This window comes from Halorubrum sp. B52 (assembly GCF_059752555.1).
Map to the genome: position 1 here is coordinate 704,623 of NZ_MWTG01000009.1, position 18,721 is coordinate 723,343.

Below are 18,721 nucleotides of genomic sequence, written 5' to 3' on the forward strand. Positions count from 1 at the left end.
TCCGTCGACGGCGGAGCGCGCGCTCGTCGGTGGTCCGATCGAGATCATAAAAAACGAGCCGCGAGCAGTGCGTCGGGCGTCCGTCGACGCCGACCGAGTGCCGAAGCGATCCGCCGTGCCGGGACGACCGGCGGCGAGCTACCCGCGGTTACTCACCGCCTCCTTGATGTACGGCCCGACGAACGGCCCGACCAGCACCACGATGATCAGGATGGAGATGCTCAGCGTGAGCGGTCGGCTCGGCGACACGAAGATGCCGTACCCGCCGCCCGATAGCTGAAGCGCCCGGAAGAAGTTCTCCTCGGCTATCGGCCCCAGAACGATCCCGAGGACGAACGCTATCACCGAATACTTGTACTTCACCATGTAGTAGCCCAGGATGCCGAGCGCCAGCACGCCGAAGGCGTCGAACCAGTTCCGCCTGAGGCTGAACGCGCCGATGAACGAGAGGACGATCACCATCGGAATGATGACGTCCGTGTCGATCTTGGTGATCGCGCTCGCGTACGGGATGACCGAGTAGCCGACGGCCAGGATGATGAAGTTACCGAGGAACACCGAGACGAACAGCGCGTACGTGATGTGGAGCTGATCGCCGAACAGCCCCGGGCCGGGCTGGAGCCCGTGCATCAGGATACCGCCGAGGAACACCGCAGTCGAACCGCTCCCCGGGATCCCGAAGGACAGCGTCGGGACCAGCGACCCGCTGACGGTCGGGTTGTTCGCCCCCTCCGGGGCGATGATCCCGCGCGGGTCACCGTCGCCGAAGATCCCGTCGGCGGCCGAGGAGCGAGCCTCCTCGGCGTACGCGACGAACGTCGACGTCGTCGCACCGGAGCCGGGGACGGCGCCGATCAGCATGCCGATCACGCCCGCTTTGAACAGCGCTTTCGGGTAGTTGAACACCGTCTTGATCCCGTCGGTGATGCTGCCCGTGATGCCGACCGCGTCCTCCGCGATAGACGTCTGCACGGCGAGTTTCATCATCTCCGCGAACGCGAACATCCCGATCAGGGCGGCGACGAAGTTGAGCCCGTCGTACAGCGCGAGCTGTCCGAACGCGTAGCGCGGCGTCGGCGCCATGATGGCGACGCCCATCGTCGAGATCATGAAGCCGAACGCGCCCGCCACGAGCCCCTTCACGATCGACCCGTCCGCGACGATCGTGATGAGCGAGATCCCCAGGATCGCGAGCAGGAAGTACTCCACCGATCCGAACAGGAGGACGACCTCGATGAGGACCGGTGAGATGGCGACCAACAGGATCGCGGCGACGAATCCGTTAAACGCGGAGGCCGTCGTCGCGATCGCGAGCGCGTTCTTCGCGAGCCCCTTCTTCGCCATCGGGTATCCGTCGAGTGTCGTCGCGGCCGCCGACTCCGTCCCGGGAGCGTTCAACAGGATCGCGGCGATACTCCCCCCGAACATCGCGCCGCTGTAGATGGAGATCAGGAGGATGAGCGCCGGGGTCGGATCGAGCGGGACGGTGAGCGGGAGGACGATCGCCATACCGACCGGCGAGCCGATCCCCGGCAGCGCACCCAGAACGATCCCGGCGAGCAGTCCGGCGGCCATCCAGCCGATGACCGGCCAGCTGACCGCGATCTGTATCCCCTCGACGAGGCTTGCGACCGCCATCTAGAGACCCCCCGTGAAGACCAACGCTCCCTGGTCGAACGGCATGAGCAGGAAGACGATGAATCCGTACACGATGGCCGTCGCGAGCCCGGCGAGCAGGGCGCTCTTGATCACGTTCACTCTGAACCACGTCATGTACGCGAAGACGAACAGCGGCGTCACGTAGAGGAAGCCGACCGCCCACCCGAGCGCGAAGTAGACGCTCGAGAAGACGATCATGATCACCGTGTTGTTGATGTCGAAGCCCCACTTCTGGTGCAGCGGGGGACCCTTCACTTCGACGTCGTCGGCATCGTCGTCGTCGTCGGTGTCGATGTACTTCTCATCGATGTCGGTGTCTTCGACGTCCCTGGAGTCCTCGTCCTCCTTGGCGTCCTCGACGGCGCCGACTCCTTCCGTGCGGTCCTCTTCGAAGCTCTCCGTCATACTCACTTCCTCGGCGACGATCTTCCGGAGCGGTCCCGGGAGGTAGCTCTGTATGAGGAGGAGGAACGATCCGATCCCGACGACCTGTGCCATCAGCTGCGGGAAGATCGCCGCGTTCTCCGGGTAATCCTTGAGTATCGGGTCGACGTAGAACACCACGGACAGCCCGAGAAGCGTTACGAGTAGTACGTGTTCTGCTGTGATTCCTTCAAGTCGTTGTGAGTAATTGACCATGACAGTGTTAACTGATCCGCCGGACTCCAAGTATAAATAAATTAAGTACGACGCGCGACGCGTCGCGACCGGCTCAGGGCTGGTTCTCGTTGACGAGGTCGAGGATTTCGAGTTCCTCGTACTGCGCGAAGGCGTCCTCGAAGTTCTGCTCGGCGACCTCCGGTCCTTCCCACACGACCGGGTTCCCCGTCTCCTCGCTCCACGACTGCACGGCCTCGTGCTCGGTGGTCGCTTCCAGCGTCTCGGCGTAGAAGTCGACGATCTCCTGATCCATCTCCGGCGGGCCGTACATGCCACGCCAGACGCCGCCGACGAAGTCGATCTCGGGGTAGCCGAGGTCGGTGACCGAATCGATGTCCGGGTAGACTCCGGTACCGGGCCCGAAGAATGTCACCACGGGGTAGATCCGACCGGTGTTGACGACGGACTGGGTCCCGGCGTCGGTCCCGATACCACAGGGAACCTCGCCGCTGGCGACCGCCTGCGCCACCGGGCCCGTCCCGGTGTACTGCACGCGGTTCTGCCAGTTCCAGCCGACCTCATCTTCGTACGCGTACTTGTACAGCAGAACGATGATGTCCTGCGAGCTCCCGGACGACTGGACGCCGATGTTCTCCCACTCGCCGCTCTCGTACTTCGCGAGGACGTCGTCGAACGTCTCGACCTCGCCCTCGTACTCCTCGTTGACGACGAGACACCACGTCGACTGCCCGACCACGCCGAGTCCCGTGAGGTCGCGGATGTCGAAGTCCGGCTCGTTGAGCAGCTGCGGCGCGACCTCGAGCGGGCCCGCGTTGCCCGCGATAGTCTGTCCGTCGGGCTCCGAGCGGTACAGCTCGCCGAGACCGTTCAGGCCGCCGGCGCCCGGAATGTTGTCGATCTGCAGCGATTCGCCCAGCTCGTCCTGGAAGCCCTCCTGGATACCGCGGGCGTACGTGTCGGTTCCGCCGCCCTCGTCGTACGGGACGATGTACCGGACGGTTCCGTCGGGGGACCATCCGTCGCCGCCGTCGCCGCCGTCACTGCCGTCGCTTCCGTCACTGCCGTCACTGCCGTCACTGCCGTCGCTTCCGTCGCTTCCGTCGCTTCCGTCACTGCCGTCACCGCCGTCGCCGCCGTTGCCGGAACAGCCGGCGAGCGAAATGGCGGAGGTTGCGCCGATCGCCTGCAGGAAGCGTCGCCGCTTCGTGTTTGACGTCGATTCGACCGAGTCGGTTGGTGTTTCTTCTGTCATCTTGTCACGTTGGTCGGCTTAGCTGGATTTTCTCGCCCGGATCCGCTTTCGGGGTTGGCTTTCGCCGTATCCATGCATGCCATTCGATGGCATTATCATAAATGTTTCTATCAAAATCTCCGTTGTTCGGCGGCGACTTGGTATACAAAGGCGGTATGCCCCGGTCGCCCGGCGAGGTCTTGGTCGGCCGCCGCCGTCGTTCGCTGTCGGTTCGCGCGGCGCGCCGCGGTCCCGCGTCACGGGGCAACCTACCGGGAGGAACCTTTTATAATCCGGGGGTGAATACGGTCTCTATGGTAATCGTTGCAGCCGTCGATCAGTCGGAGAGAGCGCCGGGCATCGTCGAGGAAGCGAACGAGCTCGGCGAGGCGTTCGGCGAACCCGTCCACGTCGTCCACGTCCTGTCCCGTTCGGAGTTCGTCGGACTCGAACGAACCAGCGTGAGCGACACCGGCAAATCGATCCCGACCGACGACATCCTCGACATCGCGGAAGAGCTCGCGCAGGAGGCGATAGACGAGTCGGGCGTCGACGACGCGAAGGCCGTGGGGCTCCTCGGCGAGCCGGCCGACGAGATAATCAACTACGGCGAGTCCAACGACGCCAGGTACCTCGTCATCGCCGGTCGAAAGCGGTCGCCGGTCGGAAAGGCGCTGTTCGGGAGCGTCGTTCAGTCCCTGATGCTCAACTCCGACGTCCCGGTCGTCTCGCTCCGAACGGACTGATCAGAGCCGCTCTTCGATCGCCGCGACGACCTCTCCGGTCGACGCGGACCCGCCGAGGTCCGGCGTCGCCGGGGCGTCGTCGGCGGCGAGCACCTCCCGAACCGCGCTCCAGAGGGCGTCGGCGACGGCCGTCTCACCGAGGTCCTCGAACAGCATCGCGGCCGAGAGCACGGTCGCCATCGGGTTCGCGACGCCCTGCCCGACGATGTCGGGAGCGCTCCCGTGAACGGGCTCGAACATCGACGGGTACTCGGCGTCGACGTTGATGTTCCCGGACGGCGCGAGCCCCATGCTGCCGCTGACGATGGCGCCGATGTCGGTGAGGATGTCGCCGAACAGGTTCGACGCGACCAACACGTCGAACTCCTCCGGTCTGCGGACGAGGTCCATGCTCCCGGCGTCGATGAGCAGCGACTCGACCTCGACGTCCGGGTAGTCGGTCGCGACGTCCTCGACGACGTCGTCCCAGAACGTCATGCTGAACGCCTGGGCGTTGGACTTCGTGATGCTCGTCAGATGCCCCTCGCGCTCCGTCGCCGCCTCGAACGCCGCCCGCACGATCGTCTCCGTCCCCTCGCGCGTGTGGACCGCGCTCTGGATCGCCACCTCGTGGTCGAACCCCTCGTGGACGCGACCGCCGGCGTCCGAGTACTCTCCCTCCGTGTTCTCCCGGTACACGACGAAGTCGATGTCGCCGGCCTCGTACCCGCGGAGCGGGCTCTCGACGCCGTCGAAGAGGATCGACGGGCGCTTGCACACCTGCTGATTGAACCCCTTCCGGATCGGCAGCAGGAGCCCGTGCAGCGTGATGTGGTCCGGGACGTCCGGATGGCCGACGGCGCCGAGGAGGATCGAGTCCGCGTCGACGATCTGGTCGAGCGCGTCATCGGGCATCATCTCCCCGGTCTCGAGGTACCGTTCCGTCCCCCAATCGTACTCCGTGAACTCGACGTCGACGCCGTGGCGGGACGCCGCCTCGTGAAGGAGCGGGAGCGTTTCATCGACGACCTCCGGACCGATACCGTCGCCTGGTATCGTCGCTATCTCGTACGACATAGTTCCGAAATTCGCTCACACAAGGTAAACTCTTTGGGCCGTGGCACCCCTTGCCCGTCCGATGCGCGGGGCGATCTATCCCCCGGGTCTGATGGGGCTCGTCGCCCGAGATCTCGCCACTCGCGACCCCCGCGATTACCCCACTCACAATACTTTTCACTCCCCGATGGGAGTGTGATTCATGGTAAGCGAGACAGCCTACGAGAGTATCTCGCTCGACGTCACCGACGGCGTGGCGACGATCGAGTTTCACAGGCCCGAGGTGTACAACGCGCTCAACGACACGGTCATGCTGGACCTGCTCCGGGCGTTCGACGAGATCCAGCTCGACCGGTCCATCGACGTGGTCGTTATCACGGGCGAGGGCGACGACGCGTTCTCCGCGGGCGCCGACATCTCGCAGTACGCCGGCAGCGCCGAGGAGCACGACCCGCGACAGAAGGACCGCCAGGAACTGTTCTACGAGATGTACCGCAAGCCGTTCGAGTGCCACGCGCCCGTCATCGCGAAGGTCAACGGCTACTGCGTGGGCGGCGGCCTCATCTTCGCGATGTACTGCGACATGCGGATCGCGGTCGACGACGCGAAGTTCGGCGTCCCCGTGACCGACATCGGCCAGATCCCGACCGGGAACTCCACGTGGCGCGCGATCGAGCTCGTCGGCGAGGCGAAAGCGAAGGAGCTCGTCTACACGGCCGGGATGATCGAGGCCGACGAGGCGGAGCGGATCGGGCTCGTCAACCACGCCGTCCCGCGCGAGGAGCTCGACGAGACGGTCGACGGGATCGTCGAGGCGATCCGGGGGACGGGCCGGTCCGCGGTGAAGAACTCCAAGCGCGCGTTCAACCACGCGGTCGACGCGCAGAGCGCCGAGGAGAACCGCGAGTTCGAGTCCGAGGTGTGGTGGGAGCAGTTCGCGACGGACGAACGGGAACGGCTCGTCGACGAGTTCAACGACGCATGACGGGGGGACCGCTCGCCGGCCTCACCGTCGTGGAGATGACCGGCCACCGCGCGGGTCCGTTCTGCGGCGCGCTCCTCGCCGACATGGGCGCCGACGTCGTGAAGATCGAGCGCCCCGGCGTCGGCGACCCCGCCCGCAGTCAGGGCGTCGGCCCCGACGGCAAGTCCGGCTACTTCATGGCGAACAACCGGAACAAGCGCTCCGTCACGCTCGATCTCAAGTCCGAGACCGGCACCGAGGCGGCGCTGTCGCTGCTGGAGGAGGCCGACGTGTTCATCGAGAACTTCGGCTACGGCGTCACGGACAAGCTCGGGGTCGGCCACGACGCCGTCAGAGAACGGAACCCGGAGATCGTCTACGCCAGCATCAAGGGGTACGGCGAGACCGGCCCGCGGAAGAAGCAGGCCGGCCTCGACCTCATCCTGCAGGCGGAGGGCGGCATCATGAGCGTTACCGGGCCGGAGGGCGGCGAGCCGGTCAAGGTCGGGCAGGCCATCGGCGACCTCACGACCGGCATGTTCACCGCGATCGGGATCCTCGCCCGGCTCTACGAACGGGGGAACGCGGGCGGCGGAGACGACGGCGGTGCGGAGGGCGAGGGCGCCGACGGCGATGCAGGCGCCGACTCGTTCAACGGCAAGTTCGACGTCGGTCTCTTCGACTCCATCGTGACGCTGATGAACGAGTACCTCACGTCGTACTCGATGGACGGGTCGGTTCCGGGGCCGCAGGGCACCTCCCACCAGACGCTCGTCCCGTACCAGCGTTTCGAGACCGCCGACGGCGCCCTCGTCACCGGCGTCCCGAGCGACGACCGGTGGGACGACTTCGTCGAGCTGGTCGGCCGCGAGGAGCTGGCGGAGTACCCGACGAACGACGACCGGTTCGAACACGCCGACACCGTCGTCGGGATCATCGAAGAGGAGTTCGAGACGGAGTCGACCGACTACTGGCTCGACCGCCTCATCGACTACGGCTTCCCCTGCGGCCCGATAAACGACGTCGAGGACGTCGTCAACTACGACCAGACGCGGGCGCGCGACCTCGTCGTCGAGCACGACGACCCCGACTGGGGCGAGTGCCTGCTCCCGGGCCACCCGATCAACTTCCCCGACCACGACGACGTCATCCGGTCGCCCGCGCCTCGGCTGGGCGAGCACACGGAATCCGTGTTCGCGGACGTCGCCGGCGACCAGACTACGCTCGACGAGTGGCGAGAGGGCGGCGCGTTCGGCGACTAGTACGAGAACGCCTTTTTTCGGCTCGTTTGTTTATATACGGTTGATCGGAGACCGACGGTGAACACTTCCAAAGCCCCAGCCGCGAGGACTCGCGCGGCTTGCTGCGCGCTTCGGTCGCTCACTTCGTTCGCTCCTTCCAGTGCTTACTGCGCCGTGCTTCGCCCTCGCGGCCGCCCCTTTGAGCCCTACCCGTCCGCACGGCACCGCAGCCTCACGCCTCCCCAGCCTCGTCGGCCGCCCTCCGCTTCGCTCCGGGCGACCGACTCCCTCGCGCGTGCTCCTCGCGCCCGCTGGGCGCTCGGCGGCACGCGCCACCGCACCGTCGCGATCGTTTATAGACACCGTCGCCGTCGCTCATCACTATTTAAATAACGAACGACGCCCGCGAGCCGCCGCGCCCTACGCCAGCGCGTCGGCGATCTTCTCGATCGGGTGCGGCGGCTTCTCGTCGTACTCGTCGCCGATCTGCGTCCGGCAGGAGGCGCCGGGCGCGACGACCGCGTCGCCGTCGCTGTCGTCGATCCGGTCGAACAGCATCGAGCCGATGGCCTGGCTCATCGAGTAGTGCTCCGACTCGTAGCCGAAGGTCCCGGCCATCCCGCAGCAGGAGGTGTCGAGCGGGTCGACCCGGAACCCCGTCCGCCGGAGGACGCCGACCGCGTGGTGGTCCTTCTTGACGGACTTCTGGTGGCAGTGCCCGTGGTACGTGAGCCGCTCCGCGCCGCCGTCGACGTCGAGCGCCTCGTCGAGTCGGTGCGTGTCGAGGTACTCCAACACGCCGTAGGCGTTCCCGGCCACGCGGGCCGCGTCGTCCGACGACAGCAGGTCGAGGTAGTCGGACTGGAGCATGACGGCGTCGGACGGCTCGACCACGACGACGTCGCGCCCGTCGTCGACGTGCGGCGCCAGCGCCGCGACGTTGGATTCGGCCGTCTCGCGCGCCTTCCCGAGAAGTCCCTTCGAGTGCGCGGGGCGGCCGCTGTCGGTGATCTCGTCGGCGACCGCGACGTGGACTCCCGCCGCCTCGAGCACCTTGACCGCCGCCTTGCCGGCCTTCGGGTTGTTGTAGTTCGTGACCGTGTCGGGCACCAGCACGACGCGTCGGTCCGCGTCCGTCTCGTCCACCGTCGACCCGCCGCGGTCCGCCCACCAGTCCACGAACGTCTCGCGGTGGAACGTCGGGAGCGAGCGCTCCCGAGCGATGCCGAGCGTCTTCTCCATGACGACGCGCGCGCCGGGGACCTTGGTTCCGAGGTTCGAGAGCGGCGCCGTCGCGCTCCCGAGCTTCGAGAGCGCGTCGACGTTCGCGAACAGCTTCGACCGGAGGTCGGCGCCGTGCTCCTCGTGGTGGGCGTGTTCGACCTCCACCTTCATCTTCGCCATGTCGACCTCGCTGGGACAGTCGATCGAACACCCCTTACAGCCGACGCAGAGGTCGAGCACCTCCCGCATGAACTCCGTGTCGAACTGCTCGCCCTCGGGGAGGTCCCCGCTCATCGCCTGCCGGAGCATGTTCGCGCGGCCGCGCGTGCTGGTGATCTCCTCCTGTGACGCCCGGTAGGTCGGGCACATCACGCCGCCCGCCCCCTCCTGGCTGGTGCGACACCCGCCGCAGCCGTGACAGAGCTCGGCCATCCCCTGGAACCCGTTCTCGTTCTCCCACTCTAAGGCCGGCTCGAAGCCGGCGTCGAACTCGTACTCCTCCCCGAACCGGAGGTTCTCGCTCATGTCGTGGTCGCCGCAGACGCTCCCGGGGTTGAGCAGCCAGTCGGGGTCGAACGCGGTCTTCAGGTCCTGGAAGACGTGCCAGAGGCGGTCCCCGTACAGCTTCCGGTTCCACTGGGTCCGGGCGCGCCCGTCGCCGTGCTCGCCCGAGACCGACCCGCCGTACTTCACCGCGAGGTCCGTGGCGGCGTCGGAGATGGACACCATCGTCTCGGTCCCCTCGGCGGTCTTCGTGTTGATGAGCGGCCGGACGTGCATGCAGCCGGGGCCGGCGTGCGCGTAGAAGCTCCCGAACGTGTCGTGGTCCTCGAAGATCTGCTTGAACTCCTTGGTGTACTCCGGGAGGTGCTCCGGGGGAATCGCGAGGTCCTCGATGAACGCGATGTGCTTCTCGTCTCCCGTCCGCGACAGCAGGATCGGCGTCGAGGCCTTCCGCATCTTCCAGAACTTCTTCTGGGTCTCCTCGTCGTACGCCGCCATCCCGTCGAACGCCAGGTCGCCGACCCGGTCCTCGAGGAGGTCGTCGACCTTCCTCTTGGCCGTCTCCTCGTCGTCGGCGTAGAACTCGATCAGCAGAAACGAGTCGGTCTCGTCCGGCAGGAGTCCGATGACGTCCTTGAACTCCTCGAGGTCGCGCGCCAGCTCGACGAGGACGCCGTCGAGCACTTCGACCGCCGCCGCGTCGTGTTCGAGGATCGGGCCGACGTCCTCCATCGCGTCGAGCAGGTCGTGGTACGTGAGCAGCGCGACCCCCTTCGTCGCCGGGATCGGTTCGAGGCTCACCTCCGCCTCGGTGACGATCGCGAGGGTCCCCTCGCTCCCGACGAGCAGTCGCGCGAGGTTGACGGTCCCCGATTCGGCCTCCTCGATCAGCACGTCGAGGTTGTACCCCGACACGTTCCGCTTGAGGTCGGGGTACCGCTCGTCGATCTCGTCGGCCTCTTCGTCGATGACCCGGACGACCTCCGCGTAGATCCGTTCGAGAAGTTCTCCCTCGGGGTCGGCCCCCTCGCGCAGCTCGTCGACGGCGACCTCGCCGAACGTCTCGACACTCCCGTCGGACAGCACCGCCTCCACCTCCTCCACGTAGGCGTCCGTCTTCCCGTACTTCAGGGAGTGGGCCCCGGTCGTGTTGTTCCCGATGGCGCCGCCGAGCGCGCTCCGGTCCGCGGTCGACGGGTCGGGCGCGAACTTCAGCCCGTGCGGTTCGAGGGTGCGGTTCAGCTCGCCGAGCGTGATCCCGGTCCGAGCCCGGACCCTCGCGTTCTCCGGGTCGACGTCGACGACGTCGGTCATGTACCGCGTGAAATCCAAGACGATCGCCTCGTTCACCGACTGCCCGGCGAGGCTCGTCCCGCCGCCGCGGGGGAGCGCCGGGATCTCCTCCGCCGCGCAGTACTCCATCACGGCGGCGACGTCCGCGGTCAAGGTCGGGTAGACGACCCCGATCGGCGTCACCTCGTACGCGCTGGCGTCGGTCGCGTACATCTGCTTGGAGTACTCGTCGAAGCGGACGTCGCCGTCGACGAGCGCGTCGAGGTCGGCCACGAGCGCCGAGTCCTGTTCCGTTTCGCTCCGGTAGTCGTAGTTCGCCCGGGGGTCGGTGGACGGATCGGGTGCTGTGTTTTTAGATCCCATCGGTCAGTTGCATGCATTCGGCGTGGCGTGCTCATGAATGTTACGCGTCACCAAGGTACGGCGATCGCGCGGGACGGCGGGACAAACCGAATTAAAAAGAGTCGAGAGGTCGAGAGCGCCCGACGGGGCGAGCTACTCGCGCTGTTGGGCGTCCACGACGGCGACGCTCGCGAGGTTGACGATGTCTTTCACCTCGTCGCCCCGCTGGAGCACGTGGACCGGCTCGTCCATGCCGACGAGCATCGGGCCGATGGCGTCCGCGTCGCCCAGCCGCTGGAGCAGCTTGTAGCCGATGTTCCCCGACTCTAGGTTCGGGAACACGAGGACGTTGGCGGCCTCGTCCAGCTCGGAGAACTCGTAGGTGTCGGTGAGCATCTCCTCGACGAGCGCCGTGTCGGCCTGCATCTCCCCGTCCACCGGGAAGTCGACCTCCGGATCGTCGCGGAGCATGGCGGCCGCCTCCCGTGGCGCCTCCGTCGCCTCGTCGTCGACGCTCCCGAAGTTGGAGTACGACAGCAGCGCCGCACGCGGGTCGACGTTGAACTGCCGCGCCAGGTCCGCGGTGTGCCGCGTCGTCTCCGCGAGGACGTCCGCATCGGTCTCTCGGTTGACCGTGACGTCGGCGAAGAACACGACCCGGTTCCCGATCGTCAGCATGTAGACGCCGGAGACGTACTCGGCGTCGTCGGCGGTCCCGATGACCTGCAGCGGCGGGCGGAGCGCCGAGGGGTAGTGGTGGGTCAGCCCCGTCAGCATGGCGTCTGCGTCGCCCTGGTCCACCATCACGCTGCCGAGGTAGTCGGTGTTGTTGCGGATCAGGTCGCCCGCCTCGCTGCGGGTGATGCCGTTCCGCTTGCGGAGCTCGTGGAGCCGGTCCGCGTACTCGTCGTACTCGCCCGTCGTCGGATCGACGACGGTCGCCTCGAAGTCGAGGCCCAGGTCGCCGACGGTCCCCGCGATCGCGTCGGCGTCACCGAGCAGCACGGGCTCGGCGATCCCCTGCTCGGAGAGCTGGTACGCCGCGCGGATCATCTTCTCGTCTTCCCCCTCGGCGAGCGCGATGCGCTTGGGGTCCTGTCTGGCCTTGTTGGTGACGATCCGCATCATCTCGCGGGACTTCCCGACGCGCGCCTCCAGGTCGTCGCGGTACTCGTCGAGGTCGACCTCCTCGCGCGCCGCGCCGGACTCCATGGCCGCCTCAGCGACCGCCGGCGCGACCTCGAACAGCACGCGCGGGTCGACCGGCTTCGGGAGGATGTACTCCGGCCCGAACTGGAGCGGCTCGTCGCCGTACGCCTTCAACACGGCGTCGGGGACGTCCTTCCGCGCCAGCTCCGCCAGCGCCTCCGCGCAGGCGACCTTCATCTCCTCGTTGATCTCCGAGGCCCGGACGTCGAGCGCGCCGCGGAAGATGAACGGGAAGCCGAGCACGTTGTTCACCTGATTCGGGTAGTCGGACCGGCCCGTCGCCATGACCACCGTGTCGTCGCGCGCGTTCTTCCCCTCCTCGTAGCCGATCTCCGGGGTCGGGTTCGCCATCGCGAAGATGATCGGGTTGTCGGCCATCGACCGCACCATCTCCGGCGAGACGATCCCGCCGGCCGAGAGGCCGACGAGCACGTCCGCCCCCTCCATCGCGTCGGCGAGGTCACCGGCCTCGACGTCACGGGCGAACTCCCGTTTGTACTCGTTGATGTCCCCCGCCTCGGCCCGCTCCTCGGTGATGATCCCCGTCGAGTCACAGAGCGTGATGTTGTCCCGCTCGACGCCCAGCGAGACGTAGAAGTGCGCGGTCGCGAGCGCCGACGCGCCGGCCCCCGAGAACACGACCCTCATGTCGCCGAGGTCCTTGTCGACGATGTCGGCGGCGTTGATGAGCCCGGAGCCGTTGATGATGGCGGTGCCGTGTTGGTCGTCGTGGAACACGGGGATGTCCATCTCGTCTTGGAGTCGGTTCTCGATCTCGAAGCACTCCGGCGCCTTGATGTCTTCGAGGTTGATCCCGCCGAACGTCGGCTCCATCGCCGCGACCGCCTCGCAGAAGGGGTCGACGTCCGCGATGTCGAGCTCGACGTCGAACACGTCGACGTCCGCGAACCGCTTGAACAGCACGCCCTTCCCCTCCATGACCGGCTTCGACGCCGTGGCGCCGATGTTGCCGAGGCCGAGTACCGCGGAGCCGTTCGAGACGACCCCGACGAGGTTCCCCTTCGCCGTGTAGTCGTACGCCTTCTCGGGGTCCTCTGCGATCTCGCGGCACGGCCCCGCCACGCCGGGCGAGTAGGCCAGCGAGAGGTCGCGCTGGGTGTTGGTCGGCTTCGTCGTCGCGATCTCGATCTTCCCGGGCGGGTCGGCTCGGTGATACTCCAAGGAGTCGTCTTCCAGCGTCATACCGATCGATCACGCGAACCGCATAAATACTTATGGGCATCTCCCGGGGCCATCGATCCCAACACCGATCCCAACCGTCTCGCGACGCGCGCCTCCGCTCGACGACCACCGCCTCGATCCGCCGACGCGGATCGCAGCGCGCCGCACCCACCGACGCGGATTCGAAATACGAGTATGCGGGATCGGACGACGCGGCGGCCGGTGGGCGTCTCGTCCGCGAGCGGCGGAACCGGCGCGTCGGACGGCCGTCGCTCGGGCGAAGCGGTGCTCGTCTCGCGCGGTTCGTCCCCGCTCCGCGTCCGTCACGCGGTCGGCGGGCGGTCCGTCCGAGCATCTCGAACGCGGCCGAACGGCCGGACCGACTCCGGACGACCGCGCCGCGGGGGCGGTCGACCGCCGAGTGGCTCCCCCGACCCTCAGTCGAGGTCGGGCCGAGAGAGCTCGGTCTCCTTGGAGGTGATGAACTCCAAGAGGGCCGGCGTCCCCTCCTCCGTCTTCTCGATGGCGCGTTCGAGAGCGGGCGCGACCTCCTCAGGGTCCTCGACGCGCTCGCCGTAGCCGCCGAGGGCCTCGCCGACGTCGGCGAAGTCGCCGCTGAACGGCGTGTCGTACGACGCCATCTCGTAGTTGTTCAGGTGGATGGTGAGGATCGGGGCGTCCTCGCGGGCCGCCGTCTCGAAGTCGAGTCCGGTCATCCCGATGGCGCCGTCGCCCATGATGTTGATACAGAGCTTCTCGGGGAAGCGGACCTTCGCGCCGATCGCGAGCCCGAGCCCGTAGCCGAGCTGGGTCGTCTTCCCCCACCCGATGTACGAGAGGGGCTCGTCCGTCTCGTAGAACGGCGCGAGGAAGTCACGCGGGTTCCCGGCGTCGGCCGTGATGATCGTCTCGTCGGGGTCGACGACGTTCGTGATCTCGTGGATCACGCGGTAGGGGTTGATCGGCGTCTCGTCGGACGTGAGCTTCGGCTCCCACTCGCCGAGCCAGTCGGCCTTGACCGAGGCGATCTCCTCGGCGACGTCGTCGAAGCGGCCGCGGTCGTCGTCGACGCGCTCCGCCACGGCGTCGGTCACCGCGTCGAGGACGATCTGCGCGTCGCCGACGAGCGCCATCTCCGAGTCGACGTCCTTGTCGATGTCGGTGGGGTCGAGCGTCGAGTGAATCACGGTCTTCCCCTCGGGAACCGTGATCCCGTACGCCGTCTCGGTGAAGCTGCAGCCGACGCCGAAGAGGACGTCGCACTCGTCGAGGAAGTGCGCGAGCTGTCCGGGCTCGCTCTTGCTGCCGGCGCCGAGCGAGAGCGGGTGGCTCTCGGGGAAGGCGCTCTTGCCGTTCAGGCTCGTGGCGACCGGCGCCTCGAGGGTTTCGGCGAGCTCCTTCAGCTCGTCCCATCCCTTCGCGTAGTGAACGCCCTGCCCGGCGAAGATGACGGGGTTCTCGGCGTCGACGAGCGCGTCCGCGACCGCCGGGACCGCGTCGGGGTCCACGCCGGCGCGGTTGGCGCTCGACGGGTTGTACTCGAAGTCGCCGATCTCCTCCCAGAAGACGTCCTTGGGAACCTCGACGACCGCGGGGCGGGGGCGGCCGTTGCGCGCCGCGGTGAACGCCCGGCGGAACGTCTCCCCGACCGCGTCCGGGTCCGAGAGCTGCTCGCAGGTCTTGCTCACGCTCTGGTAGCTCACCAGGGAGTTGAATTTCGGATCGACGTCCGTCTTGGCGCGGTCGTAGCCCGCCGGGATCGCAACCAGCGGCGCCGACTCGCCGTACGCCTGCGCGACGGCGCCGATGGAGTTCTCAGTTCCCGGACCGTGCTGGCAGGCGAAGGCGACGACCTCGTCGCCGGACGTGAGTCGACCGATCGCGTCCGCCATGTGGACCGCCGTCCGCTCCTGACGGGTAATGATCGTCCGCAGACCGGCGTCCTCGGCGGCGCCCGTGTCGAACAGCGGATTGCTCGGGAACCCGAATACGTACTCTACACCCTCCTCTTTCAGTGCTTTCGCGATGGCTTCTGTAACGTTCATCTTTTATTAGATCGTATAGCACAACCACCGGCCCGGGGTTAAATAAAGGTACCTGTAGAGGCCGGTTTCGTCACCAGGAGGTCGCCGCGGATCGGGCCGCCGCGACGGCTCCCCTATTTTGCCGGCTCCCGAAGGACTGATGTTGCACTGCGACGACGGTCCGCGTATGTCCGACCGAGCGCAGCTCGATACTCTGTCCGTCCACGAGTCCGTGGAGAACGTCATCCCGCCCGAGGCCTTCGTCGAGGCGTTCGACGACCTCGACCTCGACGTCGAACTGGTCGGCGACGGCGGGAGCTACGACGAGACCGACGCCGTCGCCACGTACGTCCCCCGTCCGGAGTTCCTCGACGCGGGCTGGGTTCACTGCATCCGCGCCGGCTACGACGAGTTCGACACCGCGGCCTACGAGGCGGCGGGCGTTCCGCTCACCAACAGCACCGGCATCCACGACACCACCGTCAGCGAGGTCGCGCTCGGCTACATGCTGTCGCTCGCGCGGCTCCACCACGTCTACCGCGACCACCAGAACGAGCGGAGCTGGTACACGCCGGAGTACGAGCGACCGTTCACCGTGGAGAACGAGCGGCTCTGCGTCGCCGGCCTCGGAACGATCGGCCGCGGGATCGCCGAGCGCGCGGACGCGCTCGGGATGGAGGTGGTCGGGATCCGGCGGTCCGACGAGCCGGTGCCGGGCGTGTCGGAGATATTCGACCCGTCGGACCTCCACGACGCCATCGAGGACGCGCGCTTCGTCGCGCTCGCGCTCCCGCACACCCCCGAGACCGAAGGTCTGATCGGGGAGGCGGAGTTCGAGGCGATGCGCGACGACGCGTACCTGATCAACGTCGCCCGGGGCCCGTTGGTCGACGAGACCGCGCTCGTCGACGCGCTCGAGAGCGACGAGATCGCCGGCGCGGGCCTCGACGTGTTCGAGACCGAGCCGCTCCCCGACGACTCCCCGCTCTGGGACTTCGAGGACGTGATAATCTCGCCGCACAAGGGGTCCGCGACCAACCGGTACCACCTCGACATCGCCGAGCTCGTGACGGAGAACGTCGAGCGGTACCAAGCGGCCGAATCGCTGCGGAACCGGGTCGCGTAACGCTTCCCGCACCGACCTCGTACCTCTCTGTTGTTTCGTCATTGCGAACGCCTTATTATCCGGTTTACGTAACCTCGTACACGATGCTTCCGGCAAAATATCTGTGTCATTCGAACAGTACCTTCTACAACACCGATTATTAGAGCCATCCCGAAGATTTTGATCGGTTCTGAGACGCAATTATGACGAAACACAGTCGCAGTTCTCCCCCCGCGTCTCCTGCGTTGGCGCGAACTCTGGTTTCGTATATGCGAACTCGGGCGCGCACCATTCGTCCGGCGAGGGAGGCCTACTCCGCCGGAACGTCCGGTCGGTTCTCCCGTCTCATTACATTACTACGCTTGTAATGATTTTCTACTTGCCATTTCTCGTTTGCTCACGGCCGTCCGTGAGTGAGGTTGACTTCGATGACGTTCGCCGTCTGGTTGAGGCTCTCGGTGTACTCGCGGCGCTGGTCCTCGGGTTTCAGGCGGCTGATCGGCGTCATGATGCTGATCGCGGCGTTCCGACGCTCCCCCGTTTCGATCGGCGTCCCCACGCAGCCGAGCCCGCCCAGCCGCTCCTCCTCGTTGTACGCGAACCCCTCCTCGCGGATCCGATCGAGCTCCTCGAACAGCGCGTCCCGGGTCGTGATCGTCTCGTCGGTACGAGCCGGCAGCCCGTGCCGGTCGACGATCTCGTCGACGCGCTCGTCGGAGAGGCTCGCGAGCAGGGCCTTGCCCAGCGCCGTCGTGTGGAGGTAGACGCGCCGTCCCAGGTGGACGTCGAAGTCGATCGCCTGCTCGCCGCGGGCGGTGTACACGTAGATGCCGAGCCCCCGCTCCTCGAACAGGAGGTTCGCCAGTTCGCCCGTCTCCTCGGCCAGCTTCCGCACCTCCGGCTTCGCGACGTCGTAGACGCCGTCGTACTGCCGGGCGATCCCGCCGAACTCCAGACACCGGAGGCCGAGCCGGTAGCCGTCTTCGCGCTTGACGACGAGGCCGTGCTCCTCGAGCGTGATCAGGTGTTTGTACACCGTGCTCTTGGCCAAATCCAGGCTCTCGACCAACTCCGCGATCGAGACCCCCTCGCCGCGGTCCGCGATGGCCGTCAGTATCCGCATCGAGGTCCCCGTCGCCCGCACCGACTCCGTTTTTGGCCTCTTCATGGGCCTATCTCACCGAAGACGGGTTATAAGAATTATGGGGCGAACACGCCGTCCGGACGGAGCGGAGGGCGTTCGGCGCCCCTCGGCAGCCATCACATCGGAGGATCCGTCACTCCGTCACACCGGTCGATCCGTCACACCGACCCCGCGGACGGGGAATCGGCACCGGCGACTCTCGCGATTCACCGAAAACATCCTCCGACGGCCGCGCCGCGCGTCCGGTGAGATAAATATAATTTTTAGTATGTTATTACGTAACATCCATATTTTTTATACTTCTAGTCCGAATCGTCATCGAACCTCCGACAGCGATCACTGTCGAATGTGTACCGCGCGAAATTCCGGTTTAGGGGTTCTCCAAGGCCTATCTAGGCCCTTTCTACCCTCCTTATGAACCGACGTCTCCGATCGAGCGTCTCATCGCTGATCCCGATTTCCGAAACGCTCGAACACTGGGAATATCGAGCGCTGTCGCTCTGCAACTCCTGTAAACCGAATTCGTGGCGCCAGAAACATTCCGACGTCGCACGTTCACACGCTGTCCCGGCCGCATCGAGATATCGCCGAAGTATCGAATATCTGTAATACGATCCGTTTTTATCTTTTGTGCGGCGACGGCGATTCACGATCGCCGCTTCGAGTGCCCGCTCGTTTCAACCGCCGGTCACCGACACCGAGGCGGGGCGACCCCCAATCCGGTCTCGGTCGTCGGACGACCGGTTCGCGCCGGCGTTAGCTCTCGGCGGCCGGAGACGAGGTCTCGGCCCGGTCGTACTTGTCTTCGAACTCCTGGATGAGCTGTCCCATCTTCGCGTACCAGTCGTTGAGCATCCGCTGCATGTCGTCGGCGACCTTTTCCGGGTCCGTCGGCCTGTACACGTGGTAGTATCCGCCCTGGTCGTAGTTCACCTGCTCCTTCTGAATGAAGCCGGCCTGCAGGAGCCGCTGTACGGCGCGGTACGCGGTTGAGCGCTCGCGGTCCACTTCGTCGGCGATCTCGTCGATGGTCAGCGGCGCCTCGGTCCGGACGAGCTCTTGAAAGACCTGCTTGTCGAGCTGCTTGAGCCCGTGGAAACACTCTAGGAGCCCCTCGCACACCATGTCTTGCTGGAGTTGTTCCGACATCGAATCCGGCATTTTATCGGGAGTATGTACGCGGTAAGCCGTTAAAAG

General features: G+C 66.4%; 13 protein-coding genes. 4 read left to right on the forward strand and 9 right to left on the reverse strand.

The window, feature by feature from the left end:
* Positions 1-138: 138 nt before the first annotated feature.
* The 3 genes from B4V04_RS12105 to B4V04_RS12115 all read right to left on the reverse strand — a co-directional run bounded on the left by B4V04_RS12105 (position 139) and on the right by B4V04_RS12115 (position 3,532).
* On the reverse strand, positions 139-1,638 hold the full coding sequence (locus B4V04_RS12105) for a tripartite tricarboxylate transporter permease (protein WP_498231955.1): 1,500 nt from the start codon (positions 1,636-1,638) through the stop codon (positions 139-141).
* Positions 1,639-2,223: a hypothetical protein gene (locus tag B4V04_RS12110; protein WP_498231956.1), complete on the reverse strand. Its 585-nt coding sequence runs from the start codon at positions 2,221-2,223 to the stop codon at positions 1,639-1,641.
* 148 nt (positions 2,224-2,371) lie between these two features.
* Positions 2,372-3,532, reverse strand: coding sequence for a Bug family tripartite tricarboxylate transporter substrate binding protein (locus B4V04_RS12115; protein WP_498231958.1), 1,161 nt, complete (start codon positions 3,530-3,532; stop codon positions 2,372-2,374).
* Positions 3,533-3,825: 293 nt separating this feature from the next.
* Between B4V04_RS12115 and B4V04_RS12120 the strand changes: the two genes are divergently transcribed.
* A complete protein-coding gene (locus B4V04_RS12120; RefSeq protein WP_498231960.1) occupies positions 3,826-4,257 on the forward strand; it encodes a universal stress protein in 432 nt (143 codons plus the stop codon).
* Here the strand turns inward: B4V04_RS12120 and B4V04_RS12125 are convergent, their stop codons facing one another.
* Positions 4,258-5,313, reverse strand: a complete 1,056-nt coding sequence (locus tag B4V04_RS12125) for an isocitrate/isopropylmalate dehydrogenase family protein (RefSeq protein WP_498231962.1) — start codon at positions 5,311-5,313, stop codon at positions 4,258-4,260. It abuts the gene before it with no gap.
* Between the two features lie 181 nt (positions 5,314-5,494).
* Here B4V04_RS12125 and B4V04_RS12130 point away from each other — a divergent pair, with 181 nt between their 5' ends.
* Positions 5,495-6,277, forward strand: a complete 783-nt coding sequence (locus B4V04_RS12130; protein ID WP_498231964.1) for an enoyl-CoA hydratase/isomerase family protein — start codon at positions 5,495-5,497, stop codon at positions 6,275-6,277.
* Positions 6,274-7,518, forward strand: a complete 1,245-nt coding sequence (locus tag B4V04_RS12135; RefSeq protein WP_498231966.1) for a CaiB/BaiF CoA transferase family protein — start codon at positions 6,274-6,276, stop codon at positions 7,516-7,518. Before B4V04_RS12130 ends, B4V04_RS12135 begins: the two co-directional genes overlap by 4 nt.
* A gap of 399 nt (positions 7,519-7,917) precedes the next feature.
* Here B4V04_RS12135 and B4V04_RS12140 read toward each other — a convergent pair whose 3' ends face one another.
* From B4V04_RS12140 to B4V04_RS12150, 3 genes are all read right to left on the reverse strand, one after another.
* Entirely contained in the window at positions 7,918-10,881 is a 2,964-nt protein-coding gene (locus tag B4V04_RS12140) for an FAD-binding and (Fe-S)-binding domain-containing protein (protein WP_498231968.1), read from the reverse strand.
* Between the two features lie 132 nt (positions 10,882-11,013).
* Positions 11,014-13,272 (reverse strand): NADP-dependent malic enzyme, encoded by a 2,259-nt coding sequence (locus B4V04_RS12145; RefSeq protein WP_498231969.1) that lies wholly within the window; start codon positions 13,270-13,272, stop codon positions 11,014-11,016.
* 416 nt (positions 13,273-13,688) lie between these two features.
* Positions 13,689-15,296: a thiamine pyrophosphate-requiring protein gene (locus B4V04_RS12150; protein WP_498231971.1), complete on the reverse strand. Its 1,608-nt coding sequence runs from the start codon at positions 15,294-15,296 to the stop codon at positions 13,689-13,691.
* A gap of 166 nt (positions 15,297-15,462) precedes the next feature.
* Between B4V04_RS12150 and ddh the strand changes: the two genes are divergently transcribed.
* Positions 15,463-16,401: a D-2-hydroxyacid dehydrogenase gene (ddh, locus tag B4V04_RS12155; protein ID WP_498231973.1), complete on the forward strand. Its 939-nt coding sequence runs from the start codon at positions 15,463-15,465 to the stop codon at positions 16,399-16,401.
* Between the two features lie 376 nt (positions 16,402-16,777).
* On the opposite strand, the gene B4V04_RS12160 is transcribed toward ddh, so the two are convergent.
* Positions 16,778-17,548, reverse strand: coding sequence for an IclR family transcriptional regulator (locus B4V04_RS12160; RefSeq protein WP_144797274.1), 771 nt, complete (start codon positions 17,546-17,548; stop codon positions 16,778-16,780).
* Positions 17,549-18,280: 732 nt separating this feature from the next.
* Positions 18,281-18,685 (reverse strand): helix-turn-helix domain-containing protein, encoded by a 405-nt coding sequence (locus B4V04_RS12165; protein WP_144797272.1) that lies wholly within the window; start codon positions 18,683-18,685, stop codon positions 18,281-18,283.
* Positions 18,686-18,721 lie beyond the last annotated feature (36 nt).

Excerpts from the sequence above, each read along its gene's own strand:
- B4V04_RS12135 (WP_498231966.1), top strand. The coding sequence starts at position 6,274 with ATGACGGGGGGACCGCTCGCCGGCCTCACCGTCGTGGAGATGACCGGC.
- B4V04_RS12145 (WP_498231969.1), bottom strand. The coding sequence starts at position 13,272 with ATGACGCTGGAAGACGACTCCTTGGAGTATCACCGAGCCGACCCGCCC.
- B4V04_RS12130 (WP_498231964.1), top strand. The coding sequence starts at position 5,495 with ATGGTAAGCGAGACAGCCTACGAGAGTATCTCGCTCGACGTCACCGAC.
- B4V04_RS12120 (WP_498231960.1), top strand. The coding sequence starts at position 3,826 with ATGGTAATCGTTGCAGCCGTCGATCAGTCGGAGAGAGCGCCGGGCATC.
- B4V04_RS12125 (WP_498231962.1), bottom strand. The coding sequence starts at position 5,313 with ATGTCGTACGAGATAGCGACGATACCAGGCGACGGTATCGGTCCGGAG.
- ddh (WP_498231973.1), top strand. The coding sequence starts at position 15,463 with ATGTCCGACCGAGCGCAGCTCGATACTCTGTCCGTCCACGAGTCCGTG.
- B4V04_RS12140 (WP_498231968.1), bottom strand. The coding sequence starts at position 10,881 with ATGGGATCTAAAAACACAGCACCCGATCCGTCCACCGACCCCCGGGCG.
- B4V04_RS12115 (WP_498231958.1), bottom strand. The coding sequence starts at position 3,532 with ATGACAGAAGAAACACCAACCGACTCGGTCGAATCGACGTCAAACACG.
- B4V04_RS12105 (WP_498231955.1), bottom strand. The coding sequence starts at position 1,638 with ATGGCGGTCGCAAGCCTCGTCGAGGGGATACAGATCGCGGTCAGCTGG.
- B4V04_RS12165 (WP_144797272.1), bottom strand. The coding sequence starts at position 18,685 with ATGCCGGATTCGATGTCGGAACAACTCCAGCAAGACATGGTGTGCGAG.
- B4V04_RS12150 (WP_498231971.1), bottom strand. The coding sequence starts at position 15,296 with ATGAACGTTACAGAAGCCATCGCGAAAGCACTGAAAGAGGAGGGTGTA.
- B4V04_RS12160 (WP_144797274.1), bottom strand. The coding sequence starts at position 17,548 with ATGAAGAGGCCAAAAACGGAGTCGGTGCGGGCGACGGGGACCTCGATG.